Annotated in this window: 22 protein-coding genes and 1 riboswitch; of the genes, 7 read left to right on the forward strand and 15 right to left on the reverse strand. The window is 70.0% G+C overall.

Annotation, left to right across the window (positions count from 1 at the left end):
- Positions 1 to 108 precede the first annotated feature (108 nt).
- Positions 109 to 1,458, reverse strand: a complete 1,350-nt coding sequence (locus ACH4S8_RS19435) for an NYN domain-containing protein (protein WP_398395496.1) — start codon at positions 1,456 to 1,458, stop codon at positions 109 to 111.
- A gap of 35 nt (positions 1,459 to 1,493) precedes the next feature.
- The gene (locus ACH4S8_RS19440) at positions 1,494 to 1,733 is read right to left on the reverse strand and encodes a hypothetical protein (RefSeq protein ID WP_037624014.1); all 240 of its coding nucleotides are present in this window, start codon (positions 1,731 to 1,733) and stop codon (positions 1,494 to 1,496) included.
- Positions 1,734 to 1,888: 155 nt separating this feature from the next.
- On the opposite strand from ACH4S8_RS19440, the gene ACH4S8_RS19445 reads away from it, so the two are divergent.
- Both ACH4S8_RS19445 and ACH4S8_RS19450 read left to right on the forward strand, forming a co-directional pair.
- The gene (locus ACH4S8_RS19445) at positions 1,889 to 2,644 is read left to right on the forward strand and encodes a rhomboid family intramembrane serine protease (RefSeq protein WP_398395499.1); all 756 of its coding nucleotides are present in this window, start codon (positions 1,889 to 1,891) and stop codon (positions 2,642 to 2,644) included.
- Between the two features lie 42 nt (positions 2,645 to 2,686).
- Complete coding sequence (locus tag ACH4S8_RS19450) at positions 2,687 to 2,968, forward strand: Lrp/AsnC ligand binding domain-containing protein (RefSeq protein ID WP_326788250.1); 282 nt, start codon at positions 2,687 to 2,689, stop codon at positions 2,966 to 2,968.
- A gap of 39 nt (positions 2,969 to 3,007) precedes the next feature.
- On the opposite strand, the gene ACH4S8_RS19455 is transcribed toward ACH4S8_RS19450, so the two are convergent.
- From ACH4S8_RS19455 to ACH4S8_RS19480, 6 genes are all read right to left on the reverse strand, one after another.
- Positions 3,008 to 4,369, reverse strand: coding sequence for an aminotransferase class V-fold PLP-dependent enzyme (locus tag ACH4S8_RS19455; RefSeq protein WP_398395501.1), 1,362 nt, complete (start codon positions 4,367 to 4,369; stop codon positions 3,008 to 3,010).
- Between the two features lie 187 nt (positions 4,370 to 4,556).
- A riboswitch (SAM riboswitch) is annotated at positions 4,557 to 4,673 on the reverse strand.
- A gap of 85 nt (positions 4,674 to 4,758) precedes the next feature.
- Positions 4,759 to 5,823, reverse strand: a complete 1,065-nt coding sequence (trpD, locus tag ACH4S8_RS19460; protein WP_398395503.1) for an anthranilate phosphoribosyltransferase — start codon at positions 5,821 to 5,823, stop codon at positions 4,759 to 4,761.
- Between the two features lie 170 nt (positions 5,824 to 5,993).
- Entirely contained in the window at positions 5,994 to 7,634 is a 1,641-nt protein-coding gene (locus ACH4S8_RS19465) for a cytochrome bc complex cytochrome b subunit (protein ID WP_398395505.1), read from the reverse strand.
- The gene (locus ACH4S8_RS19470; RefSeq protein ID WP_398395507.1) at positions 7,631 to 8,707 is read right to left on the reverse strand and encodes a Rieske 2Fe-2S domain-containing protein; all 1,077 of its coding nucleotides are present in this window, start codon (positions 8,705 to 8,707) and stop codon (positions 7,631 to 7,633) included. Before ACH4S8_RS19470 ends, ACH4S8_RS19465 begins: the two co-directional genes overlap by 4 nt.
- Positions 8,704 to 9,513 (reverse strand): c-type cytochrome, encoded by an 810-nt coding sequence (locus tag ACH4S8_RS19475; protein WP_398395509.1) that lies wholly within the window; start codon positions 9,511 to 9,513, stop codon positions 8,704 to 8,706. Before ACH4S8_RS19475 ends, ACH4S8_RS19470 begins: the two co-directional genes overlap by 4 nt.
- Positions 9,514 to 9,577: 64 nt before the next feature.
- Positions 9,578 to 10,198 (reverse strand): heme-copper oxidase subunit III, encoded by a 621-nt coding sequence (locus ACH4S8_RS19480; protein WP_398395511.1) that lies wholly within the window; start codon positions 10,196 to 10,198, stop codon positions 9,578 to 9,580.
- A 202-nt stretch (positions 10,199 to 10,400) separates the two neighbouring features.
- On the opposite strand from ACH4S8_RS19480, the gene ACH4S8_RS19485 reads away from it, so the two are divergent.
- Positions 10,401 to 10,802, forward strand: a complete 402-nt coding sequence (locus ACH4S8_RS19485; protein WP_398395513.1) for a hypothetical protein — start codon at positions 10,401 to 10,403, stop codon at positions 10,800 to 10,802.
- A gap of 136 nt (positions 10,803 to 10,938) precedes the next feature.
- Here the strand turns inward: ACH4S8_RS19485 and ACH4S8_RS19490 are convergent, their stop codons facing one another.
- The 4 genes from ACH4S8_RS19490 to coxB form a co-directional block, all read right to left on the reverse strand.
- Entirely contained in the window at positions 10,939 to 12,210 is a 1,272-nt protein-coding gene (locus tag ACH4S8_RS19490) for an Ig-like domain-containing protein (RefSeq protein ID WP_398395515.1), read from the reverse strand.
- Between the two features lie 130 nt (positions 12,211 to 12,340).
- Positions 12,341 to 12,739 (reverse strand): cytochrome c oxidase subunit 4, encoded by a 399-nt coding sequence (locus ACH4S8_RS19495; RefSeq protein ID WP_398395517.1) that lies wholly within the window; start codon positions 12,737 to 12,739, stop codon positions 12,341 to 12,343.
- Complete coding sequence (gene ctaD / locus ACH4S8_RS19500; RefSeq protein WP_385407251.1) at positions 12,736 to 14,466, reverse strand: cytochrome c oxidase subunit I; 1,731 nt, start codon at positions 14,464 to 14,466, stop codon at positions 12,736 to 12,738. Before ctaD ends, ACH4S8_RS19495 begins: the two co-directional genes overlap by 4 nt.
- Entirely contained in the window at positions 14,463 to 15,428 is a 966-nt protein-coding gene (gene coxB / locus ACH4S8_RS19505; RefSeq protein WP_398395519.1) for a cytochrome c oxidase subunit II, read from the reverse strand. The genes ctaD and coxB overlap by 4 nt, the downstream gene beginning before the upstream one ends.
- Before the next feature lie 297 nt (positions 15,429 to 15,725).
- Here coxB and ACH4S8_RS19510 point away from each other — a divergent pair, with 297 nt between their 5' ends.
- Positions 15,726 to 17,108: a cysteine desulfurase/sulfurtransferase TusA family protein gene (locus ACH4S8_RS19510; protein WP_398395521.1), complete on the forward strand. Its 1,383-nt coding sequence runs from the start codon at positions 15,726 to 15,728 to the stop codon at positions 17,106 to 17,108.
- An 82-nt stretch (positions 17,109 to 17,190) separates the two neighbouring features.
- Here the strand turns inward: ACH4S8_RS19510 and ACH4S8_RS19515 are convergent, their stop codons facing one another.
- Positions 17,191 to 18,165, reverse strand: coding sequence for a carbohydrate kinase family protein (locus ACH4S8_RS19515; RefSeq protein WP_398395523.1), 975 nt, complete (start codon positions 18,163 to 18,165; stop codon positions 17,191 to 17,193).
- Between the two features lie 133 nt (positions 18,166 to 18,298).
- On the opposite strand from ACH4S8_RS19515, the gene ACH4S8_RS19520 reads away from it, so the two are divergent.
- Both ACH4S8_RS19520 and ACH4S8_RS19525 read left to right on the forward strand, forming a co-directional pair.
- Positions 18,299 to 18,520: a hypothetical protein gene (locus ACH4S8_RS19520; protein WP_398395525.1), complete on the forward strand. Its 222-nt coding sequence runs from the start codon at positions 18,299 to 18,301 to the stop codon at positions 18,518 to 18,520.
- Between the two features lie 208 nt (positions 18,521 to 18,728).
- Positions 18,729 to 20,900, forward strand: a complete 2,172-nt coding sequence (locus ACH4S8_RS19525) for a hypothetical protein (protein WP_398395527.1) — start codon at positions 18,729 to 18,731, stop codon at positions 20,898 to 20,900.
- 257 nt (positions 20,901 to 21,157) lie between these two features.
- Here ACH4S8_RS19525 and erpA read toward each other — a convergent pair whose 3' ends face one another.
- The gene (erpA, locus tag ACH4S8_RS19530) at positions 21,158 to 21,514 is read right to left on the reverse strand and encodes an iron-sulfur cluster insertion protein ErpA (protein WP_037623995.1); all 357 of its coding nucleotides are present in this window, start codon (positions 21,512 to 21,514) and stop codon (positions 21,158 to 21,160) included.
- A 336-nt stretch (positions 21,515 to 21,850) separates the two neighbouring features.
- On the opposite strand from erpA, the gene nadA reads away from it, so the two are divergent.
- On the forward strand, positions 21,851 to 23,035 hold the full coding sequence (gene nadA, locus ACH4S8_RS19535; RefSeq protein ID WP_103553469.1) for a quinolinate synthase NadA: 1,185 nt from the start codon (positions 21,851 to 21,853) through the stop codon (positions 23,033 to 23,035).
- Between the two features lie 37 nt (positions 23,036 to 23,072).
- On the opposite strand, the gene ACH4S8_RS19540 is transcribed toward nadA, so the two are convergent.
- Positions 23,073 to 25,337, reverse strand: coding sequence for a serine/threonine-protein kinase (locus tag ACH4S8_RS19540; RefSeq protein ID WP_398395530.1), 2,265 nt, complete (start codon positions 25,335 to 25,337; stop codon positions 23,073 to 23,075).
- Positions 25,338 to 25,421 lie beyond the last annotated feature (84 nt).

Here is a 25,421-nt window from a genome sequence, read left to right on the forward strand (position 1 = left end):
TTACGGATGGTGCGTACGCGGCCCATGCGACTTAGGGAACCGATCGCCGGACGCACAAAACCGGGGCGCCGAAGCGGAGCGAAAGGGACGAAAGAGGGAAAAGAGCGCTCAGCCGCGCGAGAAGCGCTTGAGGAGCACCGCGGACGCCACCGGCCGGGCGCCCGCCTTGGCGATCCCGTCGGCCACCTCGCGGTCGGTCGAGACGACGATGACCGGCCGGCCGGGCGGCTCGGCCCGCACCAGCTGACGGATCAGCTCGTCCGCCGTGACACCGGGCTTGGAGAACAGCACCCGCACCCCGCGCGGGGGCGCGAGCAGCACCGGCGCGGCCAGTTCGGCCCCGTCGAAGACACAGGTGACCTCGGCGCCGGTCTGCGCGGCCAGCTGCGAGAGCTGTCCGAGCAGCCGCAGCCGCTGCTTCTCCAGAGGCATCTGGGGATAGCCGGTCTTGGTGACGTTGTAGCCGTCGACGACCAGATGCGCCTGGGGCAGCGCGAGCAACTGGTCGAGGATCGCGGGGTCGTTCTCGGACAGCGCGCGGGTGGCGATGTCCTTCGGGGTCATCCGCCCCGGCTCGACCGCCTCCACCGTCTCCGCGGGCCGCACGGAGACGGGGGGCAGCGCCAGTTCCCGGCGCAGCCCCTGGGTCGCCTCCAGCACCGTGTCGAGCAGCAGCCGCACCCGCATGTCCTCGACACTGCGTCCCTCGCGGGCCGCCTTGCGGGTGGCCTCCAGGGCGGCCTCGGCCTCCGACAGACGCGTCTTGAGCCGCCGCGTCTCGCTCTCGGCCGCGGACACCTGTGCCTGGCTCTCCGCCTTCGCCCCGTCCGACTCCGCCTGCAGCCTGCGCAGGGCCGCCTCGCCGCGCTTGACGTCACTGAGAGCCCCACGCAGCTTGCGGTGAAGCGATTCCGCTTCCTTCCTGGCCGACTCCAGTTCCGCGCGCAGCCGTTCGGTCTCCGCGCGCGTCTGCCCGCGGGCCTCCGCGAGCTGCGCGCGCAGCCGGTCCAGCTCGGCGCGGCTCTCCTCGCCTGCGCGCTCGGCGTCCGCCCGCAGAGCCTCCTCGCCCGCGGCGGTCACCAGCTTCACCCAGCCGACCGGACGCACGACATAGGCCGCGGCCGCCACGTCCAGCGGATCCGCGGCCGGGGGCGGCGCGCCCGAGTCGAGAGCGCCGACGATCTCCGGCTGGGCCTCTCTGAGCTTCTCGGCGATGCGCTGTCTGAACAGCGGATCCGTCTCCAGCGCCGCGGCCATCGCGTTGCCCGCGAACTTGGCACGACGATTCGGAGCGAATCGGGCGTACTGCCTCAATTGTGCGGGCAGTTCGGTCACCGTCAGCCCGCCGAAGCCGTCCGAGACGATCTGCACGACGCGCCTGCGCACGCCGTCGGGCAGCGGACGGTCGAGCACCTCGGCGGTGCCGTCGTCCGGCTCCCCGCCTGCGGTCTCCACCATCCGTTCACCCCAATATCCGTGCGGGGCCCGCTCCGTCAGGAGCCGGCGCCCGGCCTGTCCACGAGTTCGACCTGATCCACCGCGTTGCACCAACGGCACCGCACCGACTCGATGGTCTCACTGACCACCTCACGCTCCTCGACCTTGGGCTCACCGGCCAGGTCGAGGTGTACATACTCGACGACCTTCGACGAGCGGGTCACGTCGAACCGCGTGAGGTTGCCGCAGAGTGTGCAGCGCCAACGGGTCTTGGCGTCGGGCAGGGGAACTGTCATAGGGCAGCCGCTTTCCTTAACTAGTGTCCGTCCGATGCCGGCCTCCCGGCACTTATGGCTCGTAACCCTACGGCCTGGCGGGTACCCGACGCTCGGCTGTCCACGGCGGCGAGGCGGTCTGTGCGCATCGGTGCGGTTACGTCATGCTCTGCACCATGATCGGCAATTGGAGTACGACGGTCGGCAGGGCGCTGCGGGACCGGCCGGCGCCGGTGACGTACGGACTGATCGTCCTGTGCTGTCTGATCTTCGTGATCGGACCCGCCTCGGGCCTGGATCCCGCGTACGGCACCGGGGACGGGCTGCTGGTCGCCCAGCGGGCGTACTTCCGCCGCTGGGGCGTGGTGCCGACCGGTCTGTTCGGCGGGGCCCCGGGCGAGGTCCTCACCCCGGCGACCGCCCTGTTCATCCACGGCAGCTGGCTCCATCTCCTGGGCAACATGCTCTTCTTCTACGTCTTCGGGCTGATGACCGAGGAACGCATGGGTCATCTGGAGTTCGCCCTCTTCTACCTGGGCTGCGGATATCTGGCCCTGCTCGGTTACGCCGCCGCCAACGCGACCTCGCAGCAGTCCCTGGTCGGGGCCTCCGGGGCGATCTCCGCGGTGCTCGGCGCGTTCCTGTACCTGTTCCCCAGGGCCCGGGTGACCAGTCTCTTCCCGTTCCTGTTCTTCCTGCCGCTGCGGTTCCCGGCCTGGGTGGTGCTGCCGTTCTGGTTCACCCTGCAGTGGATGGCGGCGGGCCGCAGCAGCTCGGGCCCCGGGGTCGCCTACCTGGCCCACCTCGTGGGCTTCTCCCTGGGTTTCGTCTACGCGTGGGCGCGGTTCCGCCACCGCCCGGCCGCCGTGCCCGCCGCGGGGGTGCCGCCGGGGCCCCCGGTGGAGCGGCCGGGCCGGGTGGACCGCGAGTAGGGTGAGATCCCCAGCAGCGGCCCCCTAGGGAGAGAACCAGCCGTGATCACCGCGATCGTCCTCATCAAGACCAGCGTGGACCGGATCCCCGAGATCGCCGAGTCGATCGCGTCGCTGGAGAGCGTCAGCGAGGTCTTCTCCGTCACCGGTACCTACGACCTGATCGCGATGGTCCGGGTCAAGGCCCACGACGATCTCGCGGACGTCATCCCCGGCAAGATCAGCAAGATCCCGGGGGTCGAGGCGACGGACACGCACGTGGCGTTCCGTACCTACTCCCAGCACGACCTGGAGGCGGCGTTCGCGATCGGTCTCGACTCCTGACCGACGCGGCGCCGCCTCCGGGCGAGCGGATCGCGGGTGTCAGACCGCGGGGACGCAGCGGCCGTCCTCGGTGCGGTACTGCCAGCGCGCGCCGTCCCTGACGAGCTCGCGCACCGCGCGGACGAACCGCTCGACGTGCTCGTCGGGGGTGCCGGCCCCGAAGCTGACGCGGATCGCGTTGAGGGACTTCTCGCCCGGGGCCGCCTCGGGGGCGCCGCACTCCCCCTGGGTCTCGGGCGCGCTGCCGAGCAGCGTGCGGACCAGCGGGTGGGCGCAGAAGAGGCCGTCGCGCACCCCGATGCCGTACTCGGCGGAGAGCGCGGCCGCGAAGTGCGAGCTGTTCCAGCCCTCGACGACGAAGGAGATGACGCCGACCCGCGGGGCGTCGTCGCCGAAGAGGGACAGGACCCGGACCTCGGGGACCTCGGCGAGGCCCGCGCGGACGGTACGGATCAGGTGCTGCTCGCGGGTGACGAGCCGGTCGAAGCCCTCCTCGGTGAGCGCCTTGCAGGCCGACGCGATCGAGTAGGCGCCGATGACGTTCGGCGAGCCGGCCTCGTGCCGGGCGGCGCTGTCGTGCCACTCCACGTCCACCCCGCCGTCCGCGCGCCGGGTGACCCTGCGGCTGGCGCCGCCGCCCGCGAGGTAGGGGTCGGCCGCGCGCAGCCAGTCGGAGCGGCCCGCGAGGACGCCGGAGCCGAAGGGCGCGTACAGCTTGTGCCCGGAGAAGGCGACCCAGTCGACGTCGAGGTCCTGGACCGAGACGGGGTGGTGCGGGGCGAGCTGCGCGGCGTCGAGGACGATGCGGGCGCCGTGGGCGTGCGCGGCGGCGGCCAGCTCCCGCACCGGCCACAGTTCACCGGTGACGTTCGAGGCGCCGGTGACGCAGACCAGGGCCGGTCCGTAGGGGTCTCGGGCGGCGAGGGCGCGCTCCAGGGTGTCGACGGCCTCGGCGGGGGTGCGCGGGGCGTTCAGGTACGTCACCCGGGCGTCGCGCCAGGGCAGCAGCGAGGCGTGGTGCTCGGTCTCGAAGACGAAGACCTGGCAGTCGGCGGGAAGAGCCGCGGCGAGCAGGTTCAGCGAGTCGGTGGTGGAGCGGGTGAAGACCACCTGGTCACCGGCGCGGCAGTCGAGGAACTCCGCGACGGTCCTGCGGGCGTTCTCGAAGAGGTCGGTGGACAGCTGCGAGAGGTAGCCGGCGCCCCGGTGGACGCTGCCGTAGTACGGCGCGTACGCGGCGACGTCGTCCCACACCCGCTGGAGGGCGGGCGCGCTGGCGGCGTAGTCGAGGGCCGCGTAGGTCACCTCGCCGCCGGTGACGAGCGGGACGGTGACATCCCGGCCCAGAACCGGCAGAGGGGCACAAACGGACGAGTCGGCGGCAACGACGGAGACAGACATGGCGAGCTCCTGTGAGAGGCAGGCGGGATCACCGCGGGAGCCGGCCGCCAAAAGGCGTCGCTCAGCGCGGGAGAAGGGTGAAAAGGGTGTGCGGAGGCGGGGCTCGGCGCCCTAGCGCATTCGCTTGCTCACAGAAGGCTCCCTCGAACGACCAGGACCCCTGGTGGTCCGCCCGGAGAGCGGGAGGGGTCCGCGCTTGCCGTAGGCCTCGCTGCCTACGACCTGGTCTTCACCCGGGGCACCCCGCCACGGACGGAGGGTTGCCGGACAGCCGGCCGGGGCCTGATGGCTGTCACTCATGACCTGGTACAGCATCTTGCCAGAGGATCTTCCCCGCGCAAGACGCAGTCCGGATCGTGGACCGCGTCCCGCGCGGGGTCTCGCGTCGGTCAGGCGTTGCTGGCGGCCACCCAGCGCTCCAGCGTGCGCTTCGCGGCGCCGGAGTCGATCGCCTCGGCGGCCTTCTCCATCTGGTCGCGGAGCTGGCCGGCGAGCGGCGCGCCGGTCGGCGACAGGGCCACCAGGGCCGCCGCCGAGTTCAGCAGGACCGCGTCCCGTACGGGCCCCTTCTCGCCGTCCAGCAGGCGCCGGGCGACCTCCGCGTTGTACGAGGCGTCGGCGCCGCGCAGGGCCTCCACCGGGACGACGTCGAGGCCGACGTCACGCGGGTCGAAGCGCTCCTCGGTGACCTTGCCGTCGCGGACCACCCAGACGTGGGAGCCCCCGGTGGTCGTCAGCTCGTCGAGGCCGTCGTCGCCGCGGAAGACCAGCGAGGAGTTGCCGCGCTCGGCGAACACACCCGCCACGATCGGCGCCATCCGGGGATCGGCGACGCCGACCGCCTGGGCCTTCACCCGCGCCGGGTTGGTCAGCGGTCCGAGCACGTTGAACGTGGTCCGGATCCCCAACTGGCCGCGCGCCGCCGCCACATGACGCAGCGCCGGGTGGAACTTGACCGCGAAGCAGAAGGTGATCCCGGCCTCCTCGGCCACCTCGGCCACCCGCTTCACCGGCAGCTGGAGGTTGACGCCGAGCTTCTCCAGGACGTCCGACGAGCCGGACGCCGAGGACGCGGCCCGGTTCCCGTGCTTGACCACCTTGGCGCCGGTCCCGGCCACCACGATCGAGGACATCGTGGAGATGTTGACGGTCTTCGCGCCGTCGCCGCCCGTTCCGACGATGTCGACGGTGCGTCCGGGCACCTCGATCACGTTGGCGTGCTCGTACATCGCCCGGACGAGTCCGGTGATCTCCTGGACGGTCTCGCCCTTGGCCCGCAGTGCCACCACGAATCCGGCGATCTGCGCGTCGGTCGCCTCGCCGCGCATGATGCGGTCCATCGCCCAGGCCGTGTCGTCCGCGCTCTGGTCGCGGCCTTCGAGCAGTCCGTTCAGTACCGCGGGCCAGGAACGGCCCGCCGCGGTGTCGCCTCCAGCGGGGTTCACAGCGCTCATGGTCGCTCCTGGGTTCGTGGGTCACGCGGTCGCGGGTGACACGGGTCGTGGGTGACGCGGGGTGGATCGCCCCGCACCACCGGGTGAGTCCACCCTATCCAGCCCGGGGGACGGCAAAGAGCCCCGTCCATGTCATGGACGGGGCTCCAGCCGTGGCGAACAGCCGGGGATCAGTGGTGGCCGTGGCCGCTCGCGATCTCCTTGTACTCCTCGACGGTGGGCTTGGGGATCTGGCCCTCCTCGCCGTAGAAGCCCTCGCTCATCTTGGCGCGCAGCTTCTGCGCGCCCGAGACCTTGCGCTCGACACCGTTCTCGTCGACCGTCGGGCCGATCTCGAGCGGCTTGTACTGCTCGTGCGCGGTGAGCGTGTGCAGCGCGTCCTGGCTGAGCGGCTCGTGGACCTCGATGAACTCACCGTGCGGCAGGCGCTTGATGATGCCCGACTCACGGCCGTGCAGCACCTTGTCCCGGTCCCGGCGCTGGAGGCCGAGGCAGATCCGCTTGGTGGCGAGGAAGGTGAGCACCGGCACGACGAAGAAGGCGATCCGCACGAACCAGGTGATCGAGTTGATCGCCAGGTGGAAGTGCGTGGCCCAGATGTCGTTGCCGCCGCCGACGAGCAGGACGAAGTACCAGCTGATCCAGGCGGCACCGAACGCGGTCCGGGTCGGGACGTTGCGCGGGCGGTCCAGGATGTGGTGCTCGCGCTTGTCGCCGGTGACCCAGGACTCGATGAACGGGTAGACCGCGATGGCGACCAGGACCAGCGGGAAGATCACCAGCGGGATGAACACGCCCAGGACGAGCGTGTGGCCCCAGAGGTTGATCTCCCAGCCCGGCATGACACGGATCAGGCCCTCGGAGAAGCCCATGTACCAGTCGGGCTGGGCGCCCGTGGACACCATGTCCGGACGGTACGGACCCATGGCCCAGATCGGGTTGATCGAGGCGATCGCCGCGATGGCCGCGATGACGCCGAAGACCAGGAAGAAGAAGCCTCCGGCCTTGGCCATGTAGACCGGCAGCAGCGGCATGCCGACGACGTTGTTGTTCGTCTTGCCGGGGCCCGCGAACTGCGTGTGCTTGTGGTAGAAGACCAGGATCAGGTGGCCGACGACCAGGCCGAGCATGATGCCCGGCAGCAGCAGCACGTGCACCGCGTAGAAGCGGGCCACGAAGTCGCCGCCCGGGAACTCGCCGCCGAACAGGAAGAACGACAGGTACGTGCCGACGATCGGCACGGACAGGACCGCGCCCTCCATGAAGCGGACACCGGTGCCGGAGAGCAGGTCGTCCGGGAGCGAGTAACCGGTGAAGCCGGTGAACATGCCGAGGACGAACAGCAGGAATCCGAAGACCCAGTTGATCTCACGGGGCTTGCGGAACGCACCCGTGAAGAACACGCGCATCATGTGCACGAACATGCCGGCGAGGAAGATCAGCGCGGCCCAGTGGTGGATCTGACGGATCAGCAGACCACCGCGCACATCGAAGGAGATGTGCATGGTCGAGTTGAACGCCTCGGACATCAGCTGGCCCTGCAGCGGGACGTAGCTGCCGTTGTAGACCACCTCGTTCATCGACGGGTGGAAGAACAGCGTCAGGTACACACCCGTGAGGATGATGATGATGAAGCTGTAGAGGCAGACCTCACCCAACATGAACGACCAGTGGTCGGGGAAGATCTTGCGCATGTTGGACTTGGCCAGGGAGTAGATCCCGAGGCGGCCGTCGGCCCAGTCGGCGACCCGCTCACCGGCGGGCGCCTTCTCGCGCGAGGGGCGCGAGTCGGAGGTGGTGGTAGTGCTCATCCGCGCTCCCAGAATGCAGGACCGACGGGCTCCTGGAAGTCGCTGAGCGCTTCGAGGTAGCCCTCAGCGTTCACGCCGATCTGCAGCTGCGGCAGGGCGTGACCGGCCGGGCCGAAGATGACTCGGGCACCGTCGGAGAGGTCGAAGGTGGACTGGTGGCACGGGCACAGCGCGTGGTGCGTCTGCTGCTCGTACAGGGAGATCGGGCAGCCGACGTGGGTGCAGATCTTCGAGTACGCCACGATGCCCTGGTAGGACCACTCGAGTTCCTGCTTGTCCTTGATGTCCTCCGGCTGGAGCCGGATGATCATCAGGGCCGCCTTGGCGATCTCCTTCTGGAAGTCCTCGTCCTCCGTCTCCAGGCCCTCGGGCTTGACGAAGGTGAGCGAACCGACGGCCACGTCCGAGGGACGCAGCGGCTCGTTCGTGTTCATGTTGACGAGGAGCTTGCCCTTGGACCACAGGGTGTGGCGCAGCTTCGTGCCGGGCAGCGGACCGAGGTCGCGCAGCAGCATGACGCCGGAGAGCGGGAACAGGGCCAGCGCGCCGAACATCGTGTTGCGGATCAGCTTGCGGCGTCCGAGCGCGGACTCCTTGGCACCCTGCTTGAAGTCGGCCAGGACCTTGGCCTTGACGTCGGGCGCCGCCTCGATCGGGTGACGCTCGTCGGCGACCTCCACGTCGGACATCAGGGTGCGGGCCCAGTGGACCGCGCCCGCGCCGATCGAGAACAGCGCCACGCCGAGGCACATGCCCAGCGAGAAGTTCATCGCGCTGATGTGGCCGAGCGGGAACACGAAGATCGACTTGTCGTTCGGGATCGCCACGTACGAGGCGATGAAGCCGACGGTGGCAACCATCGACAGCACGAACAGCATGGCGACCAGGCGCTCGGACCGCTTGGCGGCCCGCTCGTCGATGTCCTGGATGCGGTGCTCGTGGGGCGGCAGCCCCGGGTCCGCGAACGGGTTCTGCTCGTCCGCGACGGCTACCGGACCGTGACCGTGACCGGCGTGGTCGTCGGAGGCCCGCTCGGCGGGCACGTTCTCTTCTGGAATCTCTTGGCTACTCATGACTTCTTGGCCTTTGCGGTCCGAGCGGCGACCCAGACGGCGACGGCGATCAGGGTTCCGAGACCGAAGACCCAGCCGAACAGGCCCTCGCTGACCGGCCCGAGGCCGCCCAGTTCGAGTCCGCCGTTGCTCTCGGTGTTGTCACCGTTGACCGCGTCGAGGTACGCGATGATGTCCTGCTTGTTCTTCTCCGTCAGCGTGGTGTCGGGGAAGGACGGCATGTTCTGCGGGCCCGTCTGCATGGCCTCGTAGATGTGCTTCGGGTCGACACCCTCCAGGCTCGGCGCGAACTTGCCGTGCGTCAGCGCGCCGCCCTTGCCGGTGAAGTTGTGGCACTGGGCGCAGTTGGTGCGGAAGAGTTCACCGCCCTTGGCGATGTCCGCGCCCCCGGGGCTGACCTGGTTCTTGGTCGGGATCGCGGGGCCGGCGCCGAGCGAGGCGATGTAGGCCGCGAGCTGGTCGATCTCGGCCTGCGTGTAGATGACCTTCTTGCGCGGGATCTGAGCGCCCGGCTGCTGGGCCGGCATGCGGCCGGTGCCGACCTGGAAGTCGACCGCCGCGGCGCCCACACCCACCAGGCTCGGACCGTCGGAGCTGCCCTGACCGCCGGATCCGTGGCAGCTTGCGCAGCCCACGGAGTACAGCTTTTTGCCCTCGGTGATACCGAGGGACTGGGCGGTTTCATCGGCCTGCGCCTTGCCCGCGGGTGCGAACGCGGCGTACAGCCCCCCGGTGGCCGCCAGCGCGAGGAGTAGGACGACGACCGCCGCCAGCGGATGGCGTCGTCGTGCGGAGAGCTTTTTCACGGATTACCCCGGTGTCAGGATCTTCTGCGTCGGTGCTTCTGGATGTTTCGGGCGGTGGGCCCGATTACTTGATCAGGTAGATCGTGGCGAAAAGGCCGATCCAGACGACATCGACGAAGTGCCAGTAGTAGGACACGACGATGGCGGCGGTCGCCTGCTCGTGAGTGAACCTCCGAGCCGCGTAGGTGCGACCGAGGACCAGCAGGAAGGCGATGAGTCCGCCCGTCACATGCAGTCCGTGGAAGCCGGTGGTCAGGTAGAACACCGAGCCGTACGGGTCGGAGGAGAGCGAGAGCCCGTCCTTCGTGACCAGTTCGGTGTACTCGAAGACCTGACCGCCGATGAAGATCGCACCCATGACGAAGGTGACGATGAACCACATCCGGAGCTTCTTCACGTCCCCGCGCTCGGCGGCGAACACGCCGAGCTGGCAGGTCAGGGAGGAGAGCACCAGGATCGTGGTGTTCGTCGCCGAGAACGGAAGGTTCAGGCTGGACGCCATTTCCTTCCAGTGATCCGGCCCGGTCACCGATCGCAGGGTGAAGTACATCGCGAAGAGGGCCGCGAAGAACATCAGCTCGGAACTCAACCAGATGATGGTTCCGACGCTGGTGAGGTTCGGCCGATTGACCGACGGGTGCGCGTGCCCGGTTTCTACTGTCGTTGCTGTCGCCACGACCGACATTATGTCGGTCGCTTATCCCGCCCTCACGCCGGGGGGTGCCGTTCGGGGTGTTGACCGGGTGTGCCCAGCCCGTATGGACCATCGAAGCCGTGTCCGAACCGGTGTTGACGAGGTGTTCAAGGGAGTAGCATCCGCGCATCGGGCGGGGACGATCAGCCCGATGCGCACGCTGTCCGTACGACGCTGACGTCTCGGAGGAAGAATGCAGCCGACCGCCACGGTGCTGGTCTACAGCGACGACTCCAACACCCGCGCACAGGTGCGGCTCGCCACCGGGCGCAGGCCCGCCCCGGACTCTCCCCTCGTCGAGTTCATCGAGTGCGCGACGCCGGCCGCCGTCGTCAAGGAGCTCGACAAGGGCGGCATCGACGTCTGCGTGCTGGACGGCGAGGCGGTGCCGATGGGCGGCATGGGGGTGTGCCGGCAGATCAAGGACGAGATCTTCAACTGCCCGCCCGTGCTGGTGCTCATCGGCCGTCCGCAGGACGCCTGGCTGGCCACCTGGAGCCGTGCCGACGCCGCGGTGACCCTGCCGGTCGACCCGGTGGAGTTCGCCGCCTCACTGGCCTCCCTGCTGCGCCGCAGGAACCTTCTGAGCGCGTGAGGAACCCGCGCCCCGGGAGGGGCGCGGCCTCACCCGCTCCCGGGGCGCGGCCCCGGACTCCCGGGGCACGCCTCGGACACTCCCGGGCCCGGCCTCACGCGTTCCGGGCCCCGTTCGGACGCTTCCGGGCCCGGCCTCACACGCTCTCGGGGCGCAGCCTGGCGCGCTGGGCCGCGTTCGGGGCGTCCGGGGACCCGGCCACCAGCGCGCTGCCCTCGCGCCAGTTCTTCCAGTCGAGGTTCCAGTCGCCGTAGCCGTTCCCGAAGGTGTCCATGGTCTTGCCGTCGGAGTTGACGACCTTGACTATGTCCCCCTCGTTGAACGTGTCGAAGAACCACTCGGCGTTCTCGGTGCTCATTCCGGTGCAGCCGTGGCTGACGTTGGCGTACCCCTGGGAGCCGGTCGACCAGGGCGCGGCGTGGACGTACTCGCCGCTCCAGGTGACCCGGGTCGCGTAGCGCACCTCCAGGTCGTAGGAGTCCGAACTGCCCTCGGCGATGCCGATGCTGGTACCGCGCATCCGTACGAGGGACTCCTTGCCGAGCACGACCTTGACGCCGTTGCGCGTGTCGAAGCCGGGCTTGCCCGTGGTGACGGGGATCTCCTTGATGTCCTGGCCGTTGCGGTAGACCGTCATGGAGTGGGTGGCGGCGTCGGTCAGGGCGACCAGGCTGTCCCCTGTGGTGATCTTCACGGGCTTGGCGTCGCCGCCCCACAGTCGCTCGCCGATCCTGACGCCGGCGAGGTTGCTGTGGGCCGTCACGGTGGCGTGGGCGGGCCAGTATTCCTTGGGGCGGTAGTGCAGCGTCTTGTCGTCCACCCAGTACCAGGAGCCGTCCACCGCGGGCGTGGAGTCGACCCTCAGGGCGCGCTCGACGATCGTGCGGGCCGCCTTGTCCTTGACGGGGGCGCTGAGTTCGGCGGTGATGGGCTGGCCGACGCCGTACTTGCCCGTCGTGGGACCGAATTCGACGTTCAGCAGCTTCTTCGTCTTCGGCGTGCTGGTGTCGAAGCCGATGACCTTGCGGCCGGGGGCGCCGTCCGCGTCCTCTGTGCTCACGCGCACCGTGTAGTGGGCGCCTGCGGCGAGGGGCGAGGTGCTGTGCCAGCGGCTGCCGTCGGCGGCCAGTTCGCCCGCGACATAGCGTCCTGAGGCATCCGTGGCGGTCACGTCGGTGATGCGCCCCGCGTCACGCTCGGTGGTGATTTCCAGGGGCTTGTCGGGGTCGACCTTGGTCTGCTTGCTGCTGTCCTCGGAGAGACCCTTGAACGAGATCTGTCCCGCCGCGTCGTACGGCTTCGCCGAGAGCGGGTGGTCGTCGGAGCCGCAGGCGACGGCACCGGCGCCGAGGGCGACCACCAGCGCGGTGCAGCTGACGACCGTGCGGATTCGCGGTGAGTGCTTCATGAGTCCACGCTATGAACGCCCGTCAAGCACGGCGCGCCGGGTGAGCCGAGCGAGGGACACGAGCCACGGCAAAAGAGGGAGCCCGGACTCTCCTGACGGAGTGTCCGGGCTCCCGGGTGTTCAGCGCGTGCTACTGGGTGCGGTTCTCACCGTGGTAGTACTCGAAGACCCAGCCCCACAGGCCGAGCATGATCAGCGGTGCCGAGAAGTACAGCAGCCACCAGCCGAAGACGACGCCCATGAAGGCGAGCGCGCCACCGGCGCCGAGCGCGAGCGGCTGCCAGCTGTGCGGGCTGAAGAAGCCCACTTCGCCGGCCTCGTCCGCGACGTCGGCCTCCTTGTTGTCCTGCGCCATCGCGTCGACACGCCGGGCCGTGAAGGCCAGGTAGTAGCCGATCATCATGCTCAGGCCGAAGCCCATGAAGAGGGCCGTGGTGCCGGCCGGCTCCTTGGACCAGACGCCGTAGACGACGCCCATGACAAGGATGAACAGCGCCAGCCAGATGAACATCTTGCCTTGGACCTTCACTTGCCGGCCTCCTTTCCGCCAGGAAGGGCCGACGAACCGTGACCGGCGTTCTCGAGCTGGTCGAGAGCGGCGATCTCCGGGTGGTGCAGGTCGAAGGCCGGGGATTCACTGCGGATCCGCGGCAGGGTGAGGAAGTTGTGCCGCGGCGGCGGGCAGGACGTCGCCCATTCGAGCGAACGGCCGTAGCCCCACGGGTCGTCGACCTCGACCTTCTTGCCGTACTTGGCCGTCTTCCACACGTTGTAGAGGAACGGCAGGATCGACAGGCCGAGCAGGAAGGAGCTGATCGTCGAGATCGTGTTCAGCGCGGTGAAACCGTCGGCCGCGAGGTAGTCCGCGTAACGACGCGGCATGCCCTCGGCGCCCAGCCAGTGCTGCACCAGGAACGTGCCGTGGAAGCCCACGAACAGCGTCCAGAAGGTGATCTTGCCGAGACGCTCGTCGAGCATCTTGCCGGTCATCTTCGGCCACCAGAAGTGGAAGCCGGAGAACATCGCGAACACCACGGTGCCGAACACGACGTAGTGGAAGTGCGCCACCACGAAGTAGGAGTCGGACACGTGGAAGTCCATCGGCGGCGAGGCCAGGATGACGCCGGTCAGACCGCCGAAGGTGAACGTGATGAGGAAGCCGACGGCCCAGAGCATCGGTGTCTCGAAGGACAGCGAGCCCTTCCACATCGTTCCGATCCAGTTGAAGAACTTCACACCGGTCGGTACGGCGATGAGGAACGTCATGAAGGAGAAGAACGGGAGGAGTACGCCACCGGTGACGTACATGTGGTGCGCCCACACGGTCACGGAGAGACCGGCGATCGCGATGGTCGCGCCGATCAGACCCATGTAACCGAACATCGGCTTGCGCGAGAACACCGGGATGACTTCGGAGATGATGCCGAAGAACGGCAGGGCGATGATGTACACCTCTGGATGGCCGAAGAACCAGAAGAGGTGTTGCCAGAGCAAGGCTCCGCCGTTTGCCGCGTCGAACACGTGCGCACCGAATTTACGGTCCGCCTCCAGGGCGAACAGCGCCGCCGCGAGGACGGGGAAGGCCAGCAGCACCAGAACCGCGGTGAGCAGGACGTTCCACACGAAGATCGGCATACGGAACATCGTCATGCCGGGAGCGCGCATGCAGATGATCGTGGTGATGAAGTTGACCGCGCCGAGGATGGTGCCGAAGCCGGAGAAGGCCAGACCCATGATCCACATGTCGGCGCCGATGCCCGGCGAGCGGACCGCGTCCGACAGCGGGCTGTAGGCGAACCAGCCGAAGTCGGCCGCGCCCTGCGGCGTGAGGAAGCCGCCGACCGCGATCGTCGAGCCGAAGAGGTACAGCCAGTAGGCGAACATGTTCAGCCGCGGGAACGCCACGTCGGGCGCGCCGATCTGCAGCGGCATGATCCAGTTCGTGAAACCGGCGAACAGCGGCGTCGCGAACATCAGCAGCATGATCGTGCCGTGCATCGTGAACGCCTGGTTGAACTGCTCGTTCGAGAGGATCTGCAGTCCGGGGCGCGCCAGTTCGGCGCGCATGAGCAGCGCCATGACGCCGCCGACCAGGAAGAACGCGAACGAGGTGACGAGGTAGAGCGTACCGATCGTCTTGTGGTCAGTGGTGGTGAGCCACTTGATCACGACACTGCCGGGCTGCTTGCGCCGCACCGGCAGCTCGTTCTCGTACGAGTCTTCGGCGGCACCCTGGGGTTCGTTGAGGATGCTCACAGGTTGTTCGTCTCCCGGTTCTTCTCGTGGCCCGTCTGCTCAATGCCGGCCGGGACGTAACCGGTCTGTCCCTTCGCCACGAGCTCCTTGAGGTGGGCCTCGTAGCGCTCGGGGGAGACGACCTTCACGTTGAAGAGCATCCGGGAGTGGTCGACGCCGCACAGCTCGGCGCACTTGCCCAGGAAGGTGCCCTCACGGTTGGGGGTCACCTGGAAGGAGTTGGTGTGCCCCGGGATGACGTCCTGCTTCATGAGGAACGGCACCACCCAGAAGGAGTGGATGACGTCACGCGAAGTGAGGACGAAGCGGACCGTCTTGCCCTTGGGGAGCCAGAGGGTCGGACCCGGGTTGCCCGTCTGCGGGTTCTTCGTGGCGGGCGTGCCGACGTCGTAGACACCGCCGGCGTTCGCCGGGAAGTCCTTCTTGAACCGGTCCGGAATCGCGGCCAGGTTCGGGTCGGTCTTGGCGTTCCCGGAAGAACCGGGGACGTCCTCGATGTAGTTGAAGCCCCAGCTCCACTGGAAGCCGACCACGTTGACCGTGACGTCGGGCTTCGGGCTGAGGCTGAGGAGCTTCGTCTCGTCGCGTGCCGTGAAGTAGAACAGCACGGAGACGATGATGAGCGGGACCACCGTGTACAGCGCCTCGATGGGCATGTTGTACCGGGTCTGCGGAGGGACTTCGACCTTGGTCCGGCTGCGCCGGTGGAAGATGACGCTCCACAGGATCAGGCCCCAGACCAGCACGCCCGTGGCGAGCGCGGCCGCCCACGAGCCCTGCCAGAGGGAGAGGATCCGCGGAGCCTGCTCCGTGACCGGGGTGGGCATACCAAGGCGGGGGAAGTCTTCCCAGTTGTACGAGCAACCAGTGGCTGTCGCCAGGACCAGGCCCGCAGTCATTGCCTGCAGCAGCTTCCGCCGCATCGGGCGCCGCGGCGAGCGGTCGGAGCCGTTGGGACTCACGTAGCGCCTTCCCGAGAGTCTCGCCCGCGCTGTTGGCTGCGGCCTTCTCGCTGGTCGGTCGCCGCCCTGCGTCGGGCAGGGGTTTGGATGTTTATGCGGACCAAACCCTACTGGACGCTATTTGGGGTCGCGCGGGGAGGGTGCCCAACGCGCCGCCCGACTCCCCGAAGGAGTGCTGTTTCGCCTGTCAGACCCCCTCGGAGCACCTGGAATGCCCCGGTCCGGATGGCTTCTGACGCCCCCTTGGGGAGACCCGCGGCGGGCGGATACCGCCGCTCCCGGCACTAGCGTGGTGGCGTGTCCTACTTCGACGCCGCGTCCGCGGCACCGCTGCATCCCGTCGCCCGGCAGGCCCTGCAGGCCTCGTTCGACGAGGGGTGGGCCGATCCCGCCCGTCTCTACCGTGAGGGAAGGAGGGCCCGGCTGCTCCTCGACGCGGCGCGCGAGGCGGCGGCCGAGGCGGTGGGCTGCCGTCCCGACGAGCTGGCCTTCACCACCTCCGGGACCCGCGCGGTGCACTCCGGCATCGCGGGCGCACTGGCGGGCCGGCGGCGCATCGGACACCACCTGATCGTGTCAGCGGTCGAACATTCTTCGGTGCTCCATTCGGTGGACCTCCACGAGGCGTCGGGCGGTTCGGTGACCCGTGTTCAGGTGGAGCGCACCGGGCGGGTGTCCCCTTCTTCCTTCGCCGCGGCCCTCGGTCCCGGCACCGCGCTGGCGTGCCTGCAGTCCGCCAACCACGAGGTGGGCACGGAGCAGCCGGTGGCCGAGGTGGCACAACTGTGCCGGGAGGCGGGGGTGCCCCTGCTGGTGGACGCGGCGCAGTCCCTGGGCTGGGGGCGGGTGGAGGGCGACTGGTCCCTGCTGACGGCGAGTGCCCACAAATGGGGCGGACCCTCAGGTGTCGGACTGCTCGTCGTGCGCAAAGGTGTCCGGTTCGCACCCCAAGGGCCCGCGGACGAGCGGGAGTCGGGGCGCGCGGCCGGGTTCGAGAACATCCCGGCGATCGTCGCCGCGGCGGCTTCGCTGCGGGCCGTCCACGCGAAGGCGGCGGCGGAGGCGGCGCGCCTGCGTGAACTGACGGAGCGGATCCGCGCGCGGGTGCCCGCGCTGGTGCCGGACGTCGAGGTGGTCGGCGACGCGGTCCGCCGGCTCCCGGGGATCGTCACCTTCTCCTGTCTCTATGTCGACGGGGAGACCCTGCTGCACGAACTGGACCGCGCGGGCTTCTCGGTCTCCTCCGGCTCGTCCTGCACGAGCAGCACCCTGACCCCGAGCCATGTCCTGAAGGCCATGGGCGTCCTGAGCGAGGGCAACGTGCGGGTGTCGCTGCCGCCCGGCACCGCGGCGGAGGACGTCGACCGCTTCCTGTCGGTCCTGCCCGGCATGGTCTCCGGGGTCCGCGAGAAGCTGGGGGCGCCGACGGCGGTGACGAAGGTGCCCGCGTCCGTCGACGCGCTGGTGGTCGACGCGCTGGGCAGGCGCTGCCCGATCCCCGTCATCGAACTGGCCAAGGTCATCGGGGACGTACCGGTCGGCGGCACGGTCCGGGTCCTGTCCGACGACGAGGCGGCCCGCCTCGACATCCCCGCGTGGTGCGAGATGCGGGGCCAGGAGTACGTCGGGGAGGAGGAGGCGGTTCACGGCTCGGCCTACGTCGTCCGCCGGCTGTCGTAGGACCCGGCCCGGGGCCGCCGGACAGCGCGGGGCCCGCCTCCGTCGGACGGAGGCGGGCCCGGAGCTCGGTGCCCGGACGTGTCTAGGAGAGGTGCGCCCGGACCTCGATGGCGGCGTCGTCGCCGTACGCCTTGGTGAAGCGGTCCATGAAGTGGGCGCGGCTCAGCTGGTACTCCTGCGTGCCGACGGTCTCGATGACCAGGGTGGCGAGCATGCAGCCGACCTGGGCGGCGCGCTCCAGGTCGACGCCCCAGGCCAGGCCGGAGAGGAAGCCGGCGCGGAACGCGTCACCGACACCGGTCGGGTCCGCCTTGAGCTGCTCCTCGGGGCAGCCGACCTCGATCGGGTCCTGGCCGACGCGCTCGATGCGGACGCCGCGCGAGCCGAGGGTGGTGACCCGGTGGCCGACCTTGGAGAGGATCTCCTCGTCGCTCCAGCCCGTCTTGGACTCGATGAGCCCCTTCTCGTACTCGTTCGAGAAGAGGTACGTCGCGCCGTCCAGCAGTATCCGGATCTCGTCGCCGTTCATCCGCGCGATCTGCTGCGAGAAGTCGGCGGCGAACGGGATCGAGCGCGAGCGGCACTCCTCGGTGTGGCGGAGCATCCCCTCGGGATCGTCCGCTCCGATCAGGACGAGGTCGAGACCGCCGACCCGGTCCGCGACGGCCTTGAGCTCGATGAGCCGGGCCTCGCTCATCGCGCCCGTGTAGAAGGAGCCGATCTGGTTGTGGTCGGCGTCCGTGGTGCACACGAAGCGCGCGGTGTGCAGCACCTCGGAGATGCGCACGGAGGCGGTGTCGACGCCGTGCCGGTCCAGCCAGGCACGGTACTCGTCGAAGTCCGAGCCGGCCGCTCCGACCAGGATCGGACGGGTACCGAGCTGGCCCATGCCGAACGCGATGTTCGCGCCGACCCCTCCCCGGCGGACATCGAGGTTGTCGACCAGGAAGGAGAGGGAGACCGTGTGCAGCTGATCGGCGACCAGCTGGTCGGCGAAACGGCCGGGGAAGGTCATGAGGTGGTCGGTGGCGATGGAGCCGGTGACTGCGATACGCACGGCTAGGACACGCTCCTGCGAGGAGAGAGGATTGACAGTTAACGCTACCGGGTCCGCACGCGACCCCTGAAGGGCCAAAACTACCCGATAGTAGATCTTTCTTCGTGACGGCAACGGTGCATACGGTTCCGGTATGACGAACCTCAAGGTCCATGGCACCGCTCCGCTCGGCCCCGTCAGCGACCTGGAAGGCGATCTGGCGTCGCTGCGCGGCGACTGCGCCCGGATGGCCGGTCACTGGTCGGCCCCCGCACCCGTTGCTCCCCTCCACGTCTCCCTCTCCCTCATCCACGGGGTGACCGTGCCGCCCGCCTCGGCGCGGCTGCTGGACGCGATGTCCGACTACGGCGACTGACCGGCGGCATCCGGGCGGTGCCGCCGTACGGGTGAGAGCCCCGGCGGCGCCGAACGGGTGAAACGGAGTGCGCTCGCAGGGAACCGTGCGCTCCCCCGCCGCGTCCCATCGCTGTCCCCCGTACCGGGGATGTGCGATACGACCCTGGAGTGCCCGTCTTCGACAGGGCCGGGTCATGGGACAGCAGTGGAGCCGAAGGAGCGATGCGGTGAGCACCGAGCGACCCGACAACGACGCGACCGATCCCGTCGGGGGTCACGTCAGGGGTCCCGCCGACGGCGCCGCCGAGGACGCCGTCACGGGTCCCCCCGAGGACACCGCCGAGAACACGGTCGCGGATGCCGCCGAGAGCGGCACCGCCACGGCCGCCGCCGAGGATCCCGCCGAGGACACGGGCGAGGCGCCGGCCGACGGGACCGCGGAATCCGGCGCCGGTCACGCCGAGGAACAGGCCGAGGACCCGCCCCGGGAAACCGCGGAGTCGAGCACCGGCCACGCCCAGGCCCCGGCCGAAAGGACCGCGGAGCCCGACGCCGGTCCCGCCGAAGGACACGACACGGACCCGGCCGACGGGGCCGCGGAGCCCGAGGCCGGTCACCCCGGAGAACACGACGAGAACGCGACCGACGGGACGGCGAAGTCCGGCGCCGGTCACGTCGAGAGGCACGACGCGGACCCGGCCGACGGGACGGCGAAGTCCGGCTCCGGTGACGGCGGGAATCCTGTCGCGGCTCCGGCCGGGGACGCCGCCGGGCGTCCCGGTGAAGGCGTCGCGGCGAGCCCCGAGGGCTTCCACGACCAGCACCCCGACGGTTCCCGCGACCAGCACCCCGACGGTTCTCCCGCAGGTGCCGTGGCGGACACCGCCGTGGTTCCCGTCGAGGGTGCCGGCAACGGCGCCGTTCGCCGGCGGCGCACGCCGGCGGTCGTCGCCTCGGTCGTCGCCGCCGTGCTGCTCGTCGGGGGCGGCGGCGCGTACCTCAGCGCGACGGCGTCCGGCGGCGGCCGTTCCGGTACCCCCGGCACCGACACGACTCCCCCGCTGCTGGCCCTCGACGGCTACACCGCGAGCACCGGGGCCACGGGCGGCACCGCCGGCATCGCGCCCGGCGAACCCGACCCCTACGGCACGGTCTACCGCGCGAGCGGCCCCCTCCCCGCCGGACCCGGCTCGGCGCAGGTGCGGTGGGCCGAGGGCAGGGTGACCCGGGCCGAGGTGGCCCGGCTCGCGAAGGCCCTGGACCTGACGGGCACGCCGCGGCTGACCGAGGACGCCTGGACGGTCGGCTCCGTCAAGGACGGCTCCGAGCCGAACCTGCGGGTGAACGTGGACGCACCGGGGACCTGGACGTTCAGCGCCTCCGTCCCGGGGACCGACACCTGCGTCAAGGGCAAGCCGTGCCGGTCGCTCGGCTTCTCCGTCTCGGGCGGGACGCTGGCGGACCCGGTGAGCGAGGCGGTGGCCAGGAAGGCGGCGGCGCCCGTGCTGAAGGCCGTCGGCCAGGACGACGCGAAGGTGGACGCGAGCCAGCTCATGAACCAGGTGCGGGTGGTGAACGCCGATCCGGTGGTGGACGGGCTGCCCACCTACGGGTGGACGACCGGGCTGCGGATCGGCGCGGACGGCCATCTCCTCGGCGGCAGCGGCCAGTTGAAGACACCGGTGGAGGGCGACGCGTACCCGGTCATCGGGGCGAAGAAGACGCTGGACCTGATGAACGGGTCGGCGTCGGCGACGGGCGAGCCGCGCATGGGTCCCGGCGGCTGCGCCAGCCCCGTACCGCTGAAGGACCGGGACGAGATGCCGTGCGAGCACCCCTCCCCGGCGAAGCCGCGGTCGGTGACGGTGGAGAAGGCCACCTTCGGACTGGCGGCCCAGCGCGCGAACGGGCGCCAGGCACTGGTGCCGTCCTGGCTGTTCGAGGTGCGGTCGCCGGGCGCGCAGGACACGTACACCGTGACGCATCCGGCGGTCGACCCGGCGTTCCTGGCGTCGCCGCAGTCACCGGCGCCGCCGAGCGCGGATCCGACGGTTCCGGTGCCGTCCGGCGAGCCGTCCTCGCCGGCCGCCACGCATGGCGTCGCCGTCCAGGGCTACGCGGCCGACGGCAGGAACCTGAAGGTCTACTTCACCGGCGGCGTGTGCGCCGACTACACGGTGTCGGCGCGCGAGAGTTCCGGCGCGGTCACGGTCACCGTGACGGAGAGGCCCTGGAAGAACAAGGTCTGCATCATGATCGCCAAGATCTACGAGAGGACGGTGCGCCTGGACGCGCCGCTCGGCGACCGCGAGGTCATGGGCAGCGACGGCAAGGCGATCCACCACGGGCGCTTCGGTGTCCCCGAGACCTCCGGAGCGGCGTCGGCGGAGCCCCGCTAGCGGCGGACCGGCCCCGGACGGCCTCCGGCGGCGGACCACCGCCGGACACACGAGGGCGGCGGACCGGTCCCGGACACACGCGAAGGCGGCGTCCCCTCCGAAGGGGACGCCGCCTTCGTCCGTACCGGCGCGTACGCGCGCGTCCGGTCGCCGTCGCAGGGCCGCGGGCTCGGCCCAGCGGCGGTCGTGGCCCGCCGGACACGGACCGGGTGGCCTCGCTTCGGGCCCGGCCGATGCCGGGTCCGAGCGGTCCCGGTCTAGCTGAAGGAGTCGCCGCAGGCGCAGGAGCCCGTCGCGTTCGGGTTGTCGATCGTGAAGCCCTGCTTCTCGATGGTGTCCACGAAGTCGATCGAGGCGCCGCCCAGGTACGGGGCGCTCATGCGGTCGGTGACGACCTTCACACCGTCGAAGTCCTTGACGACATCGCCGTCGAGCGAGCGCTCGTCGAAGAAGAGCTGGTACCGCAGGCCGGAGCAGCCGCCGGGCTGAACGGCGACGCGCAGCGCCAGGTCCTCGCGGCCTTCCTGGTCGAGCAGGGCCTTGACCTTGGCCGCAGCGGCGTCGGACAGGATGATGCCGTCGTTCACGGTGGTGGTCTCGTCCGATACGGACATCTGCTTCTCTCCCGGGTTGTACGGAGACTGCTTGCCGCAGGTTGCAACCGGCGGGGCCGCGGATTCATTCCGGGCCGAGCTCGTGTCTTCTGCCTTCTCTCTTCATGCTCGCACATGCGCCCGTGCGCGAACACCGGCCTGTGGACAACCCGACAGACACCCGGGTGTCACCCGACGGAGAGGCGATCGGGATTCACGTCACATGGACGCTATGGCCATCGTCAACGTGACGTGAAGCGGTTATGATAGATAGCGTCAAATAGACGAAAAGGCATCGTACTGCCGGACCGCTCCTCAGGGAGCCCGGCGACCCGCAGAACAGAAAGGGTGCGTGTCGTGACCACCGCCCAGACCCAGGAGCTCGACGTACAGCCGACGCCCCTCGCCCTGCTGCTGCTCGGCCGCCAGGCCGACCCGAAGAGCGAGCGGGGCGTCGAGTGCCCCGGCGACCTGCCCTCGCCGTCCGACCCGGACCTGGTCGAGCGCGCGCGGGCGGCCAAGGAGAAGCTCGGCGACAAGGTCTTCGTGCTCGGCCACCACTACCAGCGCGACGAGGTCATCCAGTTCGCTGACGTCACGGGTGACTCCTTCAAGCTGGCCCGCGACGCGGCGGCCCGCCCGGAGGCCGAGTACATCGTCTTCTGCGGTGTGCACTTCATGGCGGAGTCCGCCGACATCCTCACGGGCGATGCCCAGAAGGTCGTCCTGCCGGACCTCGCCGCGGGCTGCTCGATGGCCGACATGGCCACCGCCGAGCAGGTCGCCGAGTGCTGGGACGTCCTGACCGAGGCCGGCATCGCCGAGCGGGTCGTGCCCGTCTCGTACATGAACTCCTCCGCCGACATCAAGGCGTTCACCGGCAAGCACGGCGGCACGATCTGCACGTCGTCGAACGCCCAGCGGGCCCTGGAGTGGGCCTTCGAGCAGGGTTCGCAGGTGCTGTTCCTGCCCGACCAGCACCTCGGCCGCAACACCGCCGTCCGCGACATGGGCATGTCCCTGGACGACTGCGTGGTCTACAACCCGCACAAGCCGAACGGCGGGCTGACCGCGGAGGAGCTGCGCGGCGCGAAGATGATCCTGTGGCGCGGCCACTGCTCGGTGCACGGCCGCTTCAGCGTGGACTCGGTGAACGACGTGCGCGAGCGCATCCCGGGCGTCAACGTCCTGGTGCACCCCGAGTGCAAGCACGAGGTCGTCGCGGCGGCGGACTACGTCGGCTCCACGGAGTACATCATCAAGGCCCTGGAGGCCGCCCCGGCCGGCTCCAAGTGGGCGATCGGCACGGAGCTGAACCTCGTACGGCGGCTCGCGAACCGGTTCGCGCCCGAGGGCAAGGAGATCGTCTTCCTCGACAAGACGGTCTGCTTCTGCTCGACGATGAACCGCATCGACCTGCCCCACCTGGTGTGGACCCTGGAGTCCCTCGCCGAGGGCAACCTCGTCAACCGCATCGAGGTCGACAAGGAGACCGAGGCGTTCGCGAAGCTGGCGCTGGAGCGGATGCTGGCACTGCCGTAACCGGCCTGCCCCGGACCCGGCCCGTTCTGGACCCGGATCACCCCGACAGCGGCTCCTGTCCGGGGTGGGCCGGGTCCAGGGCGAAAACGGTTCCGTCGGGGCTGAGGACTGTCAGGGAGCCCCCGTCGGGATACACCTGCGTCGGGTGGAAGCTCGTCCGGATGACCTGCTCGGCCCGTGCCGGGGACTCCCACAACAGGTGGCCCGTGGTCGTGTCGAGCGCGGCCACCCGTCCGGAGGCGCTGGCCGTGTAGAGGGTGCGTCCCCGCTTGTCGGAGAAGGGCGGGCCGGGCTGCTGGAGAGTGGTCGTGGTCTCCCACAGCTTCCTGCCCGTCGCGGGGTCGTGCGCGGTCACCCGGCCGTTGGAGGAGGCGAAGCAGAGCACCCCGCCCACCAGCGTGGCCTCGCCGCGCGAGCTGCCCGGCAGGCTCTTCCTGCGTACGGTCCCGGTCCTCGGGTCGATCAGCAGGACCTCGGTGTACACCGAGTCCTCGGCGTACACCAGGTCCTCGACCGATTCGGCCTGGTCGGCGGAGTCCAGGAAGGCCAGATCGCCGTCGACGTCGCCGACGTACGCGAGGTCGCCGTCCGGCACGCTCACCTTCCGGGTCGTGCCGTCGGCCGGGGTCATGGCGTAGAACACGGTGCGTCGCGCCGAGGAGGCCTGGTCGGAGCAGTCGGCGTACGGAAGGCCGCCGATCTCAAGGAAGTTGCAGTAGTAGGCCGGCTCGGCGGGCAGGACCGTGGTCCAGCGCGCGGTGCCCTTGCGCGGGTCGCGAGCCGTCACACGCTTGCCGTCCGGCACCAGCAACAGATCACCGACGAGGGCGGGCTGGACGGTTTCGTCGTTCATCGTGCGCGACCAGAGCAATTCACCGGTGCCGGAGTCGAGGGCCAGGACCTTGGCCGCCCGGGGGCCGCCCGAGCTGCTCACGACCGACTGGCGGACCAGCAGCACACCGTCGTACTCCCCGAGGACCGTGCTGTCGTAGTTCTCCCGTGCCACCCCCGAGGGCACGGAGTCCGCACGCCAGGCGAGCCGGCCCGTCGCCCCGTCGACCCGGACGGGGAAGAGACCGGCGCCCCCGCAGTACAGGGCGTCCTCACCCATCGCGCAGGACAGGGTCTTACCGGCGTAGCCCGCCTCCTCGTTCATCGGCCGGGTCACACCGGAGAGCGCGGCCCCGAAGACCGAGGTCCGCCAGGGCTTCCAGCCGGCGGGCAGCGGGTCCCAGCGGGCGGTGCCGGAGGAGGCTCTGTCAGACGGGGTGCTCCCCTTCGACGCTGTGCTCCCGTCCGGTCGGTGGAAGGGGTCGAACAGGAAGTAGGCGCCGACCGCCGCGGCCAGGACGGTCGCCGTCGCCGCCAGGAGCGGCCACCGCCGCCGGGAACGGCGGGCCGGGCAAGGTGCGGCGGCGGCCTGGGTGGGCTCCTCGCGCGTCGGTGCGGCGGGCGGCAGCCGCAGGGCCACCGTCTCCGGGTCGCCCGCCGCCGGCTCGGGCAGCGTCTCGGCGAACTCCCGTCCCAGTTCCTCCAGTCCGGGCCGGTCGCCGGCCTTCTTGGCCAGGCAGCGGATCAGCAGCGAGCGCAGCGGCTCCGCGACCGCGTCCACCGAGGGCTCCTCGTGCATGACGCGGTACGCCGTCGTGTAGGGGCTGTCGGCGTCGAAGGGGCCGCTGCCGGTCGCGGCGAACACCAGCAGCGCGCCGAGGGAGAAGACGTCCGAGGCGGGCCCGACCGAGCGGGCGTCCTCGAACTGCTCCGGCGACATGAACGGCGGGGTGCCGATCACATGACCGGTCTCGGTGAGGGGCAGGTTCTCCGTCGCGCGGGAGATGCCGAAGTCGATGACCCGGGGGCCGTCCTCGGCCATCAGGACGTTGCCGGGCTTGAGGTCGCGGTGGACGACCCCGGCCCGGTGGATGTCCCGCAGGGCCTCCACCAGCCCCAGCGCCAGCAGGCGCAGCCGCGCCCCCTTCAGCGGGCCGGTGTCGTGGATCAGGGCGGAGAGCGCCGGGCCGGGCACATACTGGGTGGCCATCCAGGGCCGGGAAGCCTCCGGGTCGGCACCCACGACCGGGGCGGTGAAGGCGCCGCTCACCTTGCGGACTGCCTCGATCTCCTGACGGAAGCGGGCCCGGAAGACGTCGTCCTGCGCGTACTGGGCGTGCACCACCTTGACCGCGACCTCACGGCCCGACCGGGAGCGGCCCAGATAGACGACGCCCATACCCCCGGACCCGAGGCGGTCGACGATCCGGTATCCGTCGAGCGTCCTCGGATCGTCCTTGTGCAGCGACAACGCCCCGATTCCCTTCCCCCGCAGAGCAGTTCGAGTTCACAGGATATGAAACCCGTGCGGGGGAAGGGACATCGGAGCGGTGAG

Source organism: Streptomyces sp. NPDC021080, assembly GCF_044333225.1.
Lineage (GTDB): Bacteria > Actinomycetota > Actinomycetes > Streptomycetales > Streptomycetaceae > Streptomyces.